Annotated in this window: 10 protein-coding genes, 1 tRNA gene and 3 pseudogenes; 3 read left to right on the top strand and 11 right to left on the bottom strand. The window is 68.6% G+C overall.

Annotated features, from left to right (window positions below; all coding sequences use genetic code 11):
- Positions 1–298 precede the first annotated feature (298 nt).
- Positions 299–1,336, top strand: a complete 1,038-nt coding sequence (locus tag ACIF83_RS17000) for a GAF domain-containing protein (RefSeq protein ID WP_399727545.1) — start codon at positions 299–301, stop codon at positions 1,334–1,336.
- A gap of 602 nt (positions 1,337–1,938) precedes the next feature.
- Here ACIF83_RS17000 and ACIF83_RS16995 read toward each other — a convergent pair.
- The 3 genes and pseudogenes from ACIF83_RS16995 to ACIF83_RS16985 all read right to left on the bottom strand — a co-directional run bounded on the left by ACIF83_RS16995 (position 1,939) and on the right by ACIF83_RS16985 (position 4,485).
- Positions 1,939–2,190: a hypothetical protein gene (locus ACIF83_RS16995; RefSeq protein WP_399727542.1), complete on the bottom strand. Its 252-nt coding sequence runs from the start codon at positions 2,188–2,190 to the stop codon at positions 1,939–1,941.
- Positions 2,191–2,646: 456 nt separating this feature from the next.
- Positions 2,647–4,021: pseudogene (locus ACIF83_RS16990) on the bottom strand (IS1380 family transposase).
- Positions 4,022–4,143: 122 nt separating this feature from the next.
- Positions 4,144–4,485: a hypothetical protein gene (locus ACIF83_RS16985; RefSeq protein WP_399727539.1), complete on the bottom strand. Its 342-nt coding sequence runs from the start codon at positions 4,483–4,485 to the stop codon at positions 4,144–4,146.
- A gap of 871 nt (positions 4,486–5,356) precedes the next feature.
- On the opposite strand from ACIF83_RS16985, the pseudogene ACIF83_RS16980 reads away from it, so the two are divergent.
- Positions 5,357–5,524: pseudogene (locus ACIF83_RS16980) on the top strand (IS5/IS1182 family transposase); the annotation flags it as partial.
- Between the two features lie 627 nt (positions 5,525–6,151).
- On the opposite strand, the gene ACIF83_RS16975 reads toward ACIF83_RS16980, so the two are convergent.
- From ACIF83_RS16975 to ACIF83_RS16945, 7 genes are all read right to left on the bottom strand, one after another.
- Positions 6,152–6,781: an isoprenylcysteine carboxyl methyltransferase family protein gene (locus tag ACIF83_RS16975; RefSeq protein ID WP_399727536.1), complete on the bottom strand. Its 630-nt coding sequence runs from the start codon at positions 6,779–6,781 to the stop codon at positions 6,152–6,154.
- A gap of 42 nt (positions 6,782–6,823) precedes the next feature.
- Positions 6,824–7,756: an acyl-ACP desaturase gene (locus ACIF83_RS16970; protein ID WP_399727533.1), complete on the bottom strand. Its 933-nt coding sequence runs from the start codon at positions 7,754–7,756 to the stop codon at positions 6,824–6,826.
- Positions 7,757–7,815: 59 nt separating this feature from the next.
- Complete coding sequence (locus tag ACIF83_RS16965; protein WP_399727530.1) at positions 7,816–8,934, bottom strand: type III polyketide synthase; 1,119 nt, start codon at positions 8,932–8,934, stop codon at positions 7,816–7,818.
- Positions 8,934–11,048, bottom strand: coding sequence for an MMPL family transporter (locus ACIF83_RS16960; RefSeq protein WP_399727527.1), 2,115 nt, complete (start codon positions 11,046–11,048; stop codon positions 8,934–8,936). Before ACIF83_RS16960 ends, ACIF83_RS16965 begins: the two co-directional genes overlap by 1 nt.
- Positions 11,049–11,097: 49 nt before the next feature.
- The gene (locus ACIF83_RS16955; RefSeq protein ID WP_399727524.1) at positions 11,098–12,321 is read right to left on the bottom strand and encodes a beta-ketoacyl-[acyl-carrier-protein] synthase family protein; all 1,224 of its coding nucleotides are present in this window, start codon (positions 12,319–12,321) and stop codon (positions 11,098–11,100) included.
- The gene (locus tag ACIF83_RS16950; protein WP_399727521.1) at positions 12,311–12,580 is read right to left on the bottom strand and encodes an acyl carrier protein; all 270 of its coding nucleotides are present in this window, start codon (positions 12,578–12,580) and stop codon (positions 12,311–12,313) included. Before ACIF83_RS16950 ends, ACIF83_RS16955 begins: the two co-directional genes overlap by 11 nt.
- A 319-nt stretch (positions 12,581–12,899) precedes the next feature.
- The gene (locus ACIF83_RS16945; protein ID WP_399727518.1) at positions 12,900–13,346 is read right to left on the bottom strand and encodes an acyl-ACP desaturase; all 447 of its coding nucleotides are present in this window, start codon (positions 13,344–13,346) and stop codon (positions 12,900–12,902) included.
- 615 nt (positions 13,347–13,961) lie between these two features.
- Between ACIF83_RS16945 and ACIF83_RS16940 the strand changes: the two are divergent.
- Positions 13,962–14,549 (top strand): annotated as a pseudogene (locus tag ACIF83_RS16940) (tyrosine-type recombinase/integrase); the annotation flags it as partial.
- A gap of 71 nt (positions 14,550–14,620) precedes the next feature.
- On the opposite strand, the gene ACIF83_RS16935 reads toward ACIF83_RS16940, so the two are convergent.
- Positions 14,621–14,693: transfer RNA gene (locus ACIF83_RS16935), tRNA-Arg, on the bottom strand.
- Positions 14,694–14,756: the final 63 nt, after the last annotated feature.

Below are 14,756 nucleotides of genomic sequence, written 5' to 3'. Positions count from 1 at the left end.
ATGCGGAAGGGGATGCCCAAGGCCCCGGACCATGATCGGTCCGGGGCCTTTGCGCCGGTGCCCGCGGCAGGATTCGAACCTGCGACACCCGCTCCAGGAGTGAGGTCGGGCGATCACGAGCGTGGCCTGCAGATTCCCGGACTTGGAAGAGTCCGGCACGCCGATCACGCCGTCGAATGACGCTCTCCGAGTCCCCTGAGCTCGCCAATCCCGGCTCAGGAGGATTCGGACCGCTGTCCCGATCGGCCAAACAGACGTAAATTGGTCGCACAGAACTCCGATCGGCGGTGTGGTGCGCATGAACCACTCCCACAACCTCATGAGGCCGCTCGAGCGGGTGACCGCCTCCTATCGTTCTGCGCGGCCGGGGTCGGCGCGGAAGGTCGCCGTTACGCAGAGAGCCGACCAGTCCGCCGCGTGGGTGGACCTCAGCCTGGACGAGCCGTCCGCCCTCAAGAGCTTGCAGGATGCGGCGACGGAGCTGCGTGACGTCCCTTCTCTGAACGCTGTCCTTGCTCGGGTTGCCGGGGGAGCGATGGCTCTCATGGGCGCCGAGTTCGGGAACATCCAGTTTCTGGACCCTCTTGACGACTCGTTGGTCCTCGTCACCCAGTCCGGCTTCAGCCACGAGTTCCTCGATCACTTCGCGGTGGTTCACGACAACCGCTCCGTCTGTGGACGAGCAGCCTGGCAAGGCGCACAGGAAGTGACGGCCGACGTCCGCGACGAGCCTGCCTTCACACCGCACCAGAAGATCTTCCGTGGCGCAGGTGTCCGCTCGGTTCAGTCCACGCCGCTGGTCGATCGCAGCGGGCAGCTGATCGGGGTGATCTCGACTCACATGTCAGAGCCCGGCCGGCCGACCGAACGCGAGCTTCGGGTCATCGAGCTCTACGGGCAGCTTGCGGGGGAGGTCATCGCACGGCACCTGGTCGGTACCGACGGCCATCCGGTTGACCTTCCGCGCAACGGCACCCCCCTCCACCAGCGCATGGCGCTTCTTGGGAAGACCGGGACCAAGAGTGGTGTGATGCACTGGGCGTACCGGGTGGACGAACCGCACGGTTTCGACGGGTGTCGCAGCTTGGGCGTCCACCCCAATCAGTGGCGCGGCAGGATCACCACTGACAGCCCGGACCAGGGCGCCGAGTATGTCGCGTCCCTCGTTGCCCGCGACCTGATCGTCGATTGGGACATCCGCGGCGTCCGAGACGTCGGGCTCGCTCACGTGCATGTGTGGCGCGGTTGGGAGGGCTCCGCCCGGAACGCTGCCTTCACCTTGGAGGTCCAGCCCGATATCGACGGAGGACGGCGTCTGGCGGTCGACCTCGCGTAGGGGCGGGTTGCCGGCGGGATCAGAAGCGGCCGCCGTGCGCTGGGCGTGGCACGGCCGTGATCACAGCAAAGGGCCAGTTCGAGAGGATCAATTCTCTGAACTGGCCCTTTATCGTGTGCCCCCGGCAGGATTCGAACCTGCGACACCCGCTTCAGGAGAGGGTCTATAGCTTGCCCTGTCTGTGATGGCCTTTCCCTGACTTCGCTGTTCAGGCTGGTCAGCGCGGTGCAGTCTTCCGTATCTGTCTGATCGTTCCCTGTCTTTACTCGGCCTTCCGTTCCCATGACGTTCCCATGAGGGGCCCTCGGAGGTCCCTGGGAGCGGGGGTGGGGGAGTCGGCTGAGGCCAGCTGGGGTCACCGAAGCGGTGAGCACCGCAGACCCCTTGGGGGCGACAAAGGCCCCGCCACGTCAGGGGGTCGGGGCCTTCGGCCGTCTGCGCATGCCCTGTCCGGGCCGCTGAGGACAGGCTAGTGGCCCAGACGCTCGACCGCCCGGCAACGAGGACACACGAGCTGAGCGTTCTTCCCGTAGCGCACCGTCAGACCCTGGCTTCTCTGCACCTCGCTCGTCACATGGGCTGAACGCATGTCGAGACCAGTCTCAGTTGGAGCCACCGGCTAGCTGAGACGGGAGCCCGCCCAAGTCTTCCCGTGCACAAGCACCGACGACGCGAATCGTCTCCGGCAGGTCCAGTCGTGCGCTGGACGCTGTTGCTTGCTCTGACCAGGCAATGGCAGCAACAGCGGCATCCAGTTCGTCCGCAGCCTGGCCAAGTCGGCCGGCCTGGCCTCTGCCACAGATGGAAACCAATGACCGAAGCCAGAACTGGGCTTCAACCAGGTCGTCGAACATCTCCCGCATGTGAGCCTCATCGAGGACAGCCACAAGTCGACCACCTGGGCCGGCGGCAAACTCTGACCTGCGGTTAGACGCTCTCAACAGGTATTTGAGCGCGCCATCGTATGCCGCTTGCCGACGGTCACGGCGCCAACGAGCTTGCTCGTGGCGGTGCTGCAGACGAGCCGTGAGGATCGATCCGATCACGGCGGCTGCGGCGCCCACTAGAGCACCGAGAAGGCCAATGATTGCAACGCCCAATGCTCCCCCAGATGCTGATGCGATCGAGTAGGGACCGTACCCACACTGTTGGATCTAGACTCGATCTTTCGTGACGGCTCGTTGGTTCACCTGGCGGACCGTTTCGGCTTGTTGGGCAGGGTGAGGGCCCGGCTGTCGCATCGGGTGGGCGCCGGGTTCCACGGCTCCGGAGGGGTGGTCCAGGCTCGTCGGGACGGGTGGATCTGCTGGTCAGCCGGGGTTCGGGAGGGTGTGGAGCCGTTCGATTGCGTCCGTGATGAGGTCGGTCCAGGGCCAGTGGGCCGCGAATCTCAGGTGCCGGCGGCGGGCGGTGGTGACGAGTTGGGCCGCGGCGGAGAACAGCCGCAGTCGTAGGCGGCGGGGCTCCCATCTGCGGGTTTGTCCCGTCAGGGCGAGCATCGGCATCCAGGCGAGCAGGTCGAGGGCGATCTGGACGATCTCCAGCCAGATCCGGTTCTGCGCACTGTCGTGGAGGGGGAGGTTGCGCAGGCCGGTGGCGCGGGCGGCCCGGATGCGGTCCTCGGCGCGGGCGCGTTGGCGGTGCCGTAGCTCCAGTGCGGCGATCGGGGTGTTCTTGGTGTTGGTGGCGAAGCAGGTCAGCTGCATCCCGTCAGCGTCGGTGAAGCGCAACTGGGCGCCGGGATGAGGGCGTTCCTTACGGACGATCAGCCGCATGCCCTTCGGCCAGTCCTTCAGTACGTCGCCGTCCAGCTCGGCCGCCCAGGCGCCGTCGCGGATCTCGCCGCCCGGCTCGACGGCCACCGTCCAGGCGGAGGCGGGAACCTTGAGGACGGCCTGGTGGATGGCGTCGGTGATGGTCATGCCGACCGAGTACGACAGCCACCGGCCACGTTTCGTCAGCCAGGCCACGAACTCATGGGTGCCGCCGCCGGAATCACAACGGATCACGTCTGGCGTCCGCGCCGGTACTTCTTCGGCAGCTGGGCCAGCGCGAGCTGGGCGGTGGTGATGTGGTCGGCGGCGGTGTTGCTGCCCGCGCTGCCCGGCCGCAGCAGGCCCGCGACCGGCTCTCCGCTGCCGCCCGCTCCGTGGTCGACGACGCCCATCAGCGGGTGGTGCCCGAACGTCTTCTTCCAGGTCGCGGCTGCGTCCAGCTTCTCAGAGTGCGCAAGAACGAGCACCCCGTCCAGGTCGACGATCACCTGTCCGCCGGCGTTCGGCGCCGAGGCACCGGCCAGCTTCCACACGTATTCACGGGCCTCGGCGCGTGCCGAGCGGATTGCCGCCAGGGCCTTGTCTCCCGCCGTGGCGAGGGTGTCGATGAGACGGGAGACGGTCGGGTCAGAGGCCACCGGCCCGAACAGGCCCGGTTCGGCCCGCAGTATTCCCACGTCCGCGAGGCAGTCCCCGCCGAGTGCGACCGCGAGCGCCACATCCAACAGGACTTTGCCCGGGTCGTGCACCGCACGGGGCCTGCGCCACGGCGACAGCGCCGCCGATATCGCCTGATCCAGCCCGGTCTTGCGGACAGTGTCGACCAGCAGCACGGCCCCGCCTGTGAGACCACCGCCCCGCCGCCGCCCTCGACGCGGACACGCGGGTAGGACCCGATACGCTTCTTCACCTGGGAAGTGCCTCCGACGGTGGCGGGAACAAGGACCTCAGCAATCCTCATTCTCGCTGGTCAGAGGTACTTTCTGCTTTCTTGATCACTGGCCGGACAGCCCGCTTCGTGGCAGCGCGATGCTAGCTACAGACCGAGGCGATGCAGACATTGATGTTCTTGATCGTGACGCTGGGGTTGAAGGACTTGTAGGTGTCGACCGTCACGTTCTTCAGAGCTGTCACGTTGACGGCGGCGTTGTTGAGGCTGTTCTCCAGCACCCTGAGCTCGTTGTCGGTCAGCGTCCGGCTCCCCGTGATCTTCACGATCACCGGACCGACGCCCGTGGCATTGCAGGTGACTACGTTGGCGAGGCCGTTGCTGCAGCTGTAGTGGCCTGTAGCGGATGCAGTGGAGGCACCCCCCAGCAGAACGGCCGGGATCAGGCCCATGAACACAGCGGCGGGGACAAGCAGCTTCTTCACGACGGGTGACTTCCTCTCGTATTACCGACCCTCCCCCGGAGCTCCCCATCCCTTGCCTGCACTCAGGCAGACGGGACGTAAGAGAACCCCAGGGGCTTCCAGTGCCTTGACCTTGCCAACCGCACGCCCACTCACACCCCGACCCGGAAGGCGCCACCCAGATAGGCGACTTCAATTCGCCCTGTTGAAAAAGGATTGCTGGCGTTTCGTGATCCCGTTCGTGGAACCCGAGGCCGCTCCCGGTTGAGCCGGCTCCCGGGCTACCGCAGATATTGGTGTTATCTGTCGGAGCACTTCAGACTGGTCCGGTCACCGACGCTCCGTCAGCCGTCCACCAGGGTCGACGAGGCCTTAGCCTCGATCTTTCGTGACGGTCTGTCGGTTTGGCCGATGGGCCGTTTCGGCTACGTAGTCGGGCGGTAGTGGACGGGCTGAGGGCCCGACTGTCGGGTCGGGTGGTCGCCGGTTTCCACGGTTCCGGAGGTGTTCGGACGCTCGTCGGGGTGAGTCGTGGTTGTTGCTCAGTCGGGGCTCGGTAGGGCCTGAAGCCGGGTAAAGACGCTGGTGATCACGTCGACCCACGGCCAGTGGCGGGCCGATCTCCTGCCAGACCTGGTTCTGAGGAGCCGTTGTCCTTTCGATCATGAGGGCGGTTCTGATCGAACAGGATGCCTGGTCGGGTGATCTTGGCTGGGTGGGCGTATGGGAACAGGGCCCTTGGTAGCGGGTTTGCGACACCTACTCGAGCATGAAGGAGACCCTGTTACTGCAGATCACTGCCGTGCCGTCCAACTCCCAGACGCGGGAGTGCGATTGCCTTGCTCACCGGTTCGGGAACGCGGCCGAGTTCCACGACCGGCTTCGCGCTCGGACCCGGGAGGTCGAGGGGCGCCACGCGGAGCCGACGGCGGCGATCATCGACTCGCAGTCGGACAAGGACGCCGCCTCGGTGCCCGCCTGCTCACGCGGCTATGACGGCGGGAAGAAGATCAACGGCAGGCGCCGGCACGTCATCACGGACAGCCTGGGCCTGCTGTTGAACCGGAACGTGCGCCATAGCGCTCCCACCTGCGAAAACAGGCATCTAAGAGATTCGGGTCAGCACAGAATCAGCACGGGTCGAACAGGTCAGCGCCTACACGGCTTGCGCGCAGGTACCCGCGCCTGCCTCCGACGAGGGTCGAGCCGCCATGTCGAGGGGCTCGGACCGCATGGCGTTCTGCAGGACCTGCTGGCAGCGATGCCAGGCGCAGGGCACAGGGTGTCCGTAGATGTCGACGGTTACCTTGATGGACCGGTGGCCGAGCTGGCGGGAGACGTCGCATATGGGAACGCCGTTCGCGAGCGCCGTCGGGGCGAAGAGGTCCCGCAGGGCACGCGATGTACACTTCGCCCGGCCTGGCCGTCCACCAGTCTCTTGAAGTGGTAGCCATACGCCAGCCTTCGGTGCCTGCCGGACGGGCTGATGAAGTCGACAGGCACTGGGGCCCACTGCCCTCGATCCGCGGCGGCCCGTCCCCGACTCCACGTTCCGGCTTCTTCCGCCCGAAGGATGGCCTGCTCCCCGAGCCCGTGCCCCGACTTGCGCCCCGTCCGTTCGGCCTGCGCGCAGCGGCCGACCGCATCCCGCAGGTCCACGCGGGGGGGGGGCCTCGCCGATCAACGCTCACGACGATGTGCGGGTAGGAGACGCGCAGCGCGAACAGCAGGGGTCCGTCGACGAGGTCGGCGAACAGCTCCACGAACTGCCCCGCGCCGCTGGTCCCACCGCAGGCCATAGCACCGCGTTCTCCGTGCGGACGCGGACGACGAGCCAAGGCGTGTTGGCGATGGTGAAGAGCATGGCAGTAATCCATGCGGTGTGGACGAGGGGCAGGGCGATGCCTTCGAACAGGACGATGAGGTAGTTGGGGTGCCGCATCCAACGGTAGGGCCCGGTGGTGACCAGCGGTAGCCCGGGCACGACGATGACGCGGGTGTTCCATCGGGGGCCGAGCGCCCTCATGCACCAGGCGCGGCCTGCCTGCACGAGGATGAGGACGGCCAGCGCTGGCCAGCCGATCAAAGGGACGAAGGCGCGGTCGGTGAGGGCGACCTCTGCAACGGTCCCAACGAGCAGGCAGACATGAAGGGTGATCATGACGGGGTGGTGGCGTTGCCCGTACTCGATGCCGTCGCGGTCGATGGCCCATCGCGCGTTGCGACGGGCGGTCGTCAGTTCGACCAGGCGCACGACGGCCACCGCGGTCATGAGAACGAAGAGACTTACGGGGATTGTCACCCAGCCCAGGGACATGTCGGATCGTCCTTCTCACTCCCGGACGGCGGAATCCTCGTCTTACGCGGTCGCGAGTCGGTTGAGGCGTTCGGCCAGGGCGCGGTATCTGCCGGCACGGTCCGCTGATTCCTCCACGTGGGCGGCGATCTCCTCCTGGGCGTGCTGTCCGACCGGTGTAAGTCCGGTGGTGTCGAGGGCGCCGAGCATGCGGACGAAGGGAAGGGCGATGTCCTTGTAGTAGATCTCCGGTGAGAGGATGCCCGACCTGGCCATGGAGCTGATCAGCCGGCCGAAGCCGGGTGCGGCGTGGCCGGGGGGGCGGAATGTCTTGAGGACTTTGGCCACAGCCTGAAGCGTTCGGTCGGGGTGCATACGCATACACGCCTGGAGGGTGGTCCGGTAGAAGAGCATATGCCGGTTCTCGTCGTGGGCGATGCGCTGCATCAGAGCCCCGCACGCCGGTTCGTCGCACAGTCGGCGGATTCCCTGGTAGCTGACGCGGGTGCCGAGCTCCTGGATGGTGACGTAGACCAGCGAGGCGATGAGGTCGCCGCGGTAGTCGATCTCGTAGCCGTGCTGCACATGCGCGGCGCGGGCGTCCTCCAAAAGCACCGGATCGGCACTGCGGGTGACCACGAGGTAGTCACGGATGGCGGTGCCGTGCCTGGCCTCCTCCACGGTCCATCGATTGACCCAGACACCCCAAGGGCCGTCGAGCGACAGCATTTCCCCGATCACCCGGTGGTAACTGGGCAGGTTTTCTTCGGTGAGCAGACTGTAGAGGAGGCCGTCCCGAGCGGCCGCCTTCAGTTTCTGCTGGGAGGGGTCCCATGGCTCCCCTTCGAGGAGACCGTCGTAGTCACGGCCCTGGCTCCACGGGACGTACTGGTGCGGGTACCAGTCGACGGTAGTCCGGAAGTGCGTGTCGAGGGCGTCGGTGACCACCGGTTCGAGGTCGATCAGGATGCGTACGTCTGCGGGGATGGCGGGCACGGTCCGTGACACCTTTCTTGTCATGCGGTCGGCAGGTTTCGGTGGCGGCCGGCGGCCCCCTACCAGCGGAGGAGGACCAGTTCGATGGCGAACCCCGGCCCCATGGCGGCGACCAGGCCGGGCGCGTTCGCGGGTGGCGGTGTTTCCATGGCCGCGTGCAGGATGTCCAGTACGGAGACGGACGAGAGGTTGCCCCACTCGGCCACGGAGCGCCGGGTGAGCTCCAAGGCGCCAGGCTGCAGGTCCAGGGCCTGCTGTACAGCGGTAAAGACCTTCGGTCCGCCACCGTGGATGATCCAGCTCGCAATCTGGTGCGGCGACAGTGCATGCCGTGCGAGGAGCCCTTGGACGGCCGTGGGCAAGTGCTTCTCCGTGAGCGTCGGGACCTCGGGCGACAGCAGGATCCGGAAGCCGTGGGAGCCGATGTCCCAGCCAAGGACGTCCTCGGTGCCGGGGACCAGCAGGCTGTGGGTGTCCACCAGCTCAGGCCCGGCGGGGCCGCCGTCCCGCCGGGCTCCCAAGGCCACGACGGCGGCCGCGCCGTCCCCGAAGAGGCTGCCGGCGACGATGTTCGCCACGGAGCCGTCCTTGAGCTGGTACGCCAGTGTGCACAGTTCCACGGCGAGCAGGACGGCCACTTGGTCGGGGTGGGCCAGTAGGTAGTCATGGAGCCGGGCCAGACCTGCGGCGCCTCCGGCGCAGCCGCTGCCGAACAGCGGGATACGTTTGACGTCCGGCCGCAGCCCGACCCGGTGGGCGAGCCGAGCCTCCAGCGACGGCACGGCCACCCCGGTGACCGTGGTGCTGATCACCGCGTCGACCTCCTCCGGCTGGACGCCCGCGGTGCGCAGCGCGCCGATCAGCGCCCGTTCCCCCAGGTCCATGGCGGTGTCGAGCCAGACGCGGTTCTGCTCGGTGAAGTCCTCCCGGCGGGCGAGATCGACGAGCTTCTCCAACGGCAGAGACAGCGAGCGGGTCTCCACACCCGAGCTGGACTGGATCTTACGGAGTACCAGAGCGCCCATCTCGGACTCCAGCAGCGTCGTGCGGGCCAGGGCGGCCAGGATCTCTTCCTGCCGGTATCGATACGGCGGGAAGGCCGTCTGGATCGCCACCACCTGTGGGCCGGCGGCCGCCGACTGCCGAGTGCGATCACGTGTCGCCTGACGCATCGACATCAGCTTCCGCCCTTCTTCACAGGTGTAGTGATCAACAACGGGGACCGGGTTCGGGCCGGAGCCCACCAGTTCGCCGGACCAAGGGCCGCCATGACGGCGGGCACCAGAACTCCCCGCACCAGGACGGCGTCCACGAGCGCGCCGAGCGCGACGCCGACGCCGATGAACTTGAGCAGGGCGACGTGGGAGGTGGCCATGGCCACGGTCGAAATCGCCACGGCTGCCGCAGCGGACGTCATCAGCCGGCCGGTGCGGGCGACGCCCTCGATGATCGAGGTGCGATTGTCGCCGCAGCGGTCGTACTCCTCCCGGATACGCCCGAGCAGGAAGACCTCGTAGTCCACCGACAGGGCGAGCGCGATGAACAGGACGAACAGCAGCGTCGAGGCGTCCAGCGTTCCCGTCACCGTGAAGTGGCCGAGCACTGCGCTGCCGTGGCCGTCCTGGAAGAGAACGACGAGCGCGCCGAGGCTCGCCCCGAGGCTGGCGGCGGCCACGATCAGAGCTTTCAGGGGGGCAACCAGGGTACGGGTGAAGGCGCTGAGGAGGGCCAGGAGCCCCACAGCCAGCAGAAACAGGCACCACGGGAGGGCGCCGAGGACGGCGTCCGCCGTGTCGACGACCTCCGCGGCTCGCCCGCCCACCGCCACGCTTCCCGGGGCGGGGGTTTGCCGTACCTTGCGCACCACGGTGTCCGCCTCCGGCGTGCCGGGGGCGGCGGACGTGGCCGCCAGCAGCACGACCGCCTCACCGGACGGAGCCACACGCACCACGCGGACACCAGTGATGCCCGGGACACGGGCGAGTCGGTCGCCGTACGCCGGTGCACCGTCCGTCGCCCGCGGCCCGGTGACGACCACTGTGAGGAGCCGCTCCGGTGGCGCGGTGAACTCGGCGCGCACACGCTCGGCCGCTGCGGCAGCCGGAGCCGACGAAGGCAGCGTGCGTTCGTCCACAATGCCGAGCCGTGCGTGGGTGAAGGGCAGGGCCAGCAGGGCCAGCAGCAGCACCGCCAGGACGCCCGCCAGGAGGGGCCGTGCGGTGACCGTGGACGTCGTGCGATGCCAGAAGCGACTCCCGTCCCCGGTACGGGCACGCCGCCACCGCGCCAGCGGGTCCCATGCCTGGACCCGGCGGCCGAGCAGCCGCAGACAGGCGGGCAGCACGGTCAGGGCGACCAGCGCCGCCAGCACGGTGACGATCATGCCCGCCAGGGACAGTGCGCGCAGCATCGGCACCGGCACCAGCAAGGCGGTGGAGAGGCATACGGTGACGGCGGCGGCGGAGAATGCCACCGAACGGCCGCTGGAGCGGCGGGCGGCCGCCAGCGCCGTGTGAAGGTCCGCGCCCCGCGAGGTCTCCTCCCGTACGCGGGCCAGCAGGAAGAGGCTGTAGTCGACGGCCAGGCCGAAACCGATCGCCGAGGCGGCGTTCACCGCGACCCGTGAAACGTCGGCCACCTGCGCCAGCAGACCCAGGACCGGGATGGTGCAGCCGATGGCCAGCGCGGCCACGACCACGGGCAGCAGCGCGGACACCACGGACCCGTAGGCGAAGACCAGGACGACGAAGAGTACCGGCGCGGCCAGCAGTTCGGCCCGGCTCAGATCGCGCTCGATGGTCTCGTCGATCTCACGGTTGGCCCACACCTCGCCGCTGGGCTCCACCCGCATCCCCGGGACGGCCGAGCGGGCCGCCGCCACCACACCGGGCGCCACCTGTTTACGTTCCTTGTCCGTCCCCTTCAGCCGTATGGCGACCAGCAGGGTCCGTCCGTCCTTGGAGCGCAGCCACGTGTCACCGGTGGTCTGTGCCGACCACACGGTCTTGACGTCACGCTGCCCGGCCAGCGTCTCCGTGATCGCTGTGGTGCCGTCCCGGACGGCGGCCTCGCGTCCACCGTCGGTGCGCTGTGAAACGGCCAGGAGCAGATCGGGCGAGGGCACGCCGAGCCGCTCTACCTGCCGTCTCACACGCGTTGCCTCCGTGTCCGTCGCAACCGCGCCGCCCGTGCTCAGCGCCGAGAAGGCAACCGGGGCCAGCACCCCCGCGCACACCGCCGCCAGCAGGGCGCTCACCACCACCAGCCAGGCCCGGCGCCGCACCGCATCCATCCGTGTTCCTCCGTCGTGCATCCGATCCGGACGCTTCGTCTGGCTCCCACTAGGAAGCCGTGAACAGCAGAACGGCGTTCTGGCCGCCGAAGCCGAAGGAGCAACTGATCCCCGCCTCGCCGCGCGTGGGGCGGGGACGTCCGGCGACGATGTCCAGCTTGTGGTCCCCGTCCTGGCCCTCGAAGTTCGCCACCGGCGGGACGGCCCCATGGCGCAGCGCGAGAACCGTGTACGCCGCCTGGATCGCCCCGGCCGCCCCCAGCGCGTGTCCGATCACGCCCTTGGACGCGGTGACCGGCGGCCCATCGTCACCGAAGACGCGGACGAGGGCTCGTGCCTCGGCCGCGTCGTTCAGCGGGGTGGAGGTGCCGTGCGCGTTGACGTGGCCGACGCTCCCCGGCCCGCACCCAGCGTCGGCGAGAGCGGTGTGGATAGCGCGGACCGCGCCGTCGCCCTGCGGGTGCGGGGCGATGGGATGGTGCGCATCGGCGCCGGCACCGTAACCCCGCAGCAGCGCCAGGACGGGAGCCCGGCGGGCCCGAGCCGCGCAGGCGCGTTCGAGGACGAGGATGCCGGCACCCTCGCCCAGGACGAAGCCGTCACGTTGCGCGTCGAACGGCCGACTGGCCAGAGCCGGTTCCGCCCTGCGCCGGGACAGCGCCCGCATCCGCGTGAAGCACGTGGCCGTCATGCGCGAGCGAGCCGACTCACTGCCGCCCGCCAGCACGATGTCGCAGGTACCGGATCGCAGCAGGTCCCGGGCCACTCCGATCGCGGTGGCGCCCGACGCGCAGGCGCTGGCGGTGGTGAAGTTGGGGCCGCGCACGCCCAGGTCGATGGCGACCTCGCCCGCGGCCATGCTCGGAACGCTGCGCGGGAGCGCGAGCGGCGAGACCCGCTCCGGCCGCCCGGCGCCGAGGTGGCCGAACTCAGTGACGTATGTACTCAAACTGTTCGATCCCACGCCCAGCACGACACCGACTCGCTCCGCTTCCCAGGTACGACGATCGAGGCGCGCGTCCGCGACGGCCCGCCGGGCGGCGACGAGGGCGAACTGGATGAAGCGGTCCCCGCGCCGCGCCGACGCCCGGCCGAGTTCCGTCTCGGCGTCGAAGTCCGTCACCCGGCAGGAGAAGTCGACGGGCAGGCCCGCCAGACCGGGATCCGTCGCGGCCAGCGAGCGCCCCTGGCACAAGGCCGCCCAGTTCGCCTCCACCGTATGCCCGGCCGGAGTCACCAGCCCCAGCCCAGTGACCGCGATCTCAGCGCGCATGCTCGAACGCCCGAGCCGCCTCGCCCAGGGTCGAAGACGGGCGCAGGTCCAGGGCGTTCTCGGGCAGGACGATCCCGTACTCCTCCTCCGCCGCCACCACCAACTCCATCAGCGACAGCGAGTCCAGGCCGAGACTCTTGAACGTCGTCCTGCCGGAGAACTCACCGGTATCCGCCTTTACATTGAGGTGGCCGGTCAGCAGGGCCACCAACTCCTCGGGAAGGGCCGACTCCGCCGCGCCTTCCGCCGCCTGCCTCATGCCTGGGTCTCCTGTTTCCTCGCTGCGAGAGGCCCTGCGGGGCTGCCCGCGTTTATCCGTTAAAGGCCACACGCGCGGGAAGCTTGCGTCTCAAGCCACTCCACGTGCTGACCGAGCCGGTCCTGCGCCTGTCGCCCGGCCGCACCCAGCCCGGTCGTCGACATCACGCCAAACGCACACAACAACGGCCCCATCACGTACTCGCGATGGACATCGAGGTTGAAGATGCCGGCCGCCGCGACCCGCGCCGCCCGCGCCCCGAACCCGGGGACCCCGGCCCCTGGCATCCGAAAGCCACACACCACGTCAGCCAGGGCCATCAGGGCCTCGTCCGGGAAGCCTTGGAGCGCGTCAGCGTACAGGCCCGGGTAAACAGCATGTGCAGGTTCTCGTCCGCCGCGAGCCGGGCCATCGCGGTACCCGGTGCTGACGTGCCGCATCCGCAGCCCCTCCAGGGCCACCGGGTCGACCGCCCGGCGGGCATGGACGTAGGCCCGAAGCGGGTCGCGATCTCGAAGTGGTAACTGGGCAGGTTGTCCTCGGTGAGGAGATTGATGATCAGCGAGTCCTGCACGGGTTGCGACAGCTTCGACTGCGCCGATTCCCAGGCCAAACCCTTCAGCGGCCCGTCGAAGTCCCGCGCCGCACTCCACGGCACGAACTGGTGCGGCAGCCAGTCACGCGCAGCCGCAAGATGCCACTCCAGGAGTCGCTCGACCGACGGCTCCAGCTCCCGCAGCACGACTTCCGCCATATTGCCGACCACGCCCGCCCCCCTGCCCTGCCCGTTATCTGTTTAGCTGTGCGCCACCGTGTAAACACCAACGAGGGGTGCAGGGAACGATCTGTCACTCGTTAGTGTTCGTAAGGCCGTTCCAGCCGTGGCCATCCATGAAGCCGAACTGCTCAACGCGCTGCCCTACCCGGCACTCAACCTTGTCCACACGATTGTCGACACGCCCGAGGACCCGGTAGGGCCGCATGCCGAGGTTGCAGGGCTGACCAGCGCTTTCAGGTCGGCCGGTTCGTGGTGGAGGGGCACCTCAGCGGGACACGCGCACACCGCGCGTTCGTCCGTCGCCGTAGACGCCGAGCAGGTCGTCGCGGAACAGGCCGGCCAGGAAGCTGCCAACACGTCGTCGCCGGCGCGCCGACCGCCTGACAGGTCAGCGTGGGGCCCCGCAGGACTGCGAGCATCCCGGGTGGGCCGTGCTGGTCAACTCACACCTCGCGGGGCGGGTCGGGACGGGCGGGTCCGAGCGGGAGCACCGTGACCGGTGTCGTGGTCACGGACGGGCCCGGTTACGGTCACCGTCGTCCCCTTCTCCGTGGGCCGTCGGGGCGGGGCACGTGGCGGGCAGAGCCAGGGCGTGCGGGTGTCGCGACTCGCGGGGACCCGCTCTACGCGGCCTTCGTACTCGCCATCGCCATGGGTCTCCGCCGGGGAGAGATCATCGGCCTTCGCTGGTCAGACCTCGACCTCGAAAACCGCGTCCTGTACGTCCGGCAGCAGACCCAGCCCCGCCGTGGCGTCCTCTACGACGACGACCCCAAGAGCCGCCGTCGTCGCGCCGTCCCGCTGCCCGCCCTCTGCATCGCGCCCCTGCGCTGGCACCGGATGCGCCAGGCGGATGCTCGCGCCAAGGCGGGGGAGCGGTGGCCGGACTCGGACTACGTCTTCACCACGCGCACCGGCCGCCCGGTAGAGCCCCGGAACGTCTACCGCTCCTTCACCCGCGTCGCCCGGTCCGCCGGCCTCCGCGTGATCCGGCTGCACGACGCTCGCCACGGGACGGCCACACTCCTCACGGTGGCCGGAGTCGCGCCCCGTGTCGTGATGGAGATCCTCGGACACAGTCAGATCAGCATCACCATGGACGTCTACACCCACGTCGTCCAGGACACCCAGCGCGAAGCCATGAGCCACATGGACCGGCTGCTCAGGAAGAGGCGTCCCGGTCGCCAGTGACCACCCGTGTTGATGTCAAAACTGGATGTCAAAGGCCCCGGACCATGATCGGTCCGGGGCCTTTTCCCTTGTGCCCCCGGCAGGATTCGAACCTGCGACACCCGCTTTAGGAGAGCGGTGCTCTATCCCCTGAGCTACGAAGGCGAGGATCTGCACCGACAGTGTAGCGGCTGCCGTCGCGGGCGGTTCGAGCGTTTGCGGAGGTCG

Origin of the sequence: Streptomyces sp. NPDC085866 (assembly GCF_044541035.1) — a bacterium.
Classification (GTDB): domain Bacteria; phylum Actinomycetota; class Actinomycetes; order Streptomycetales; family Streptomycetaceae; genus Streptomyces.
Note: the sequence above shows the minus strand (reverse complement) of the source record. Positions and strands in the feature narration are given on the sequence as shown.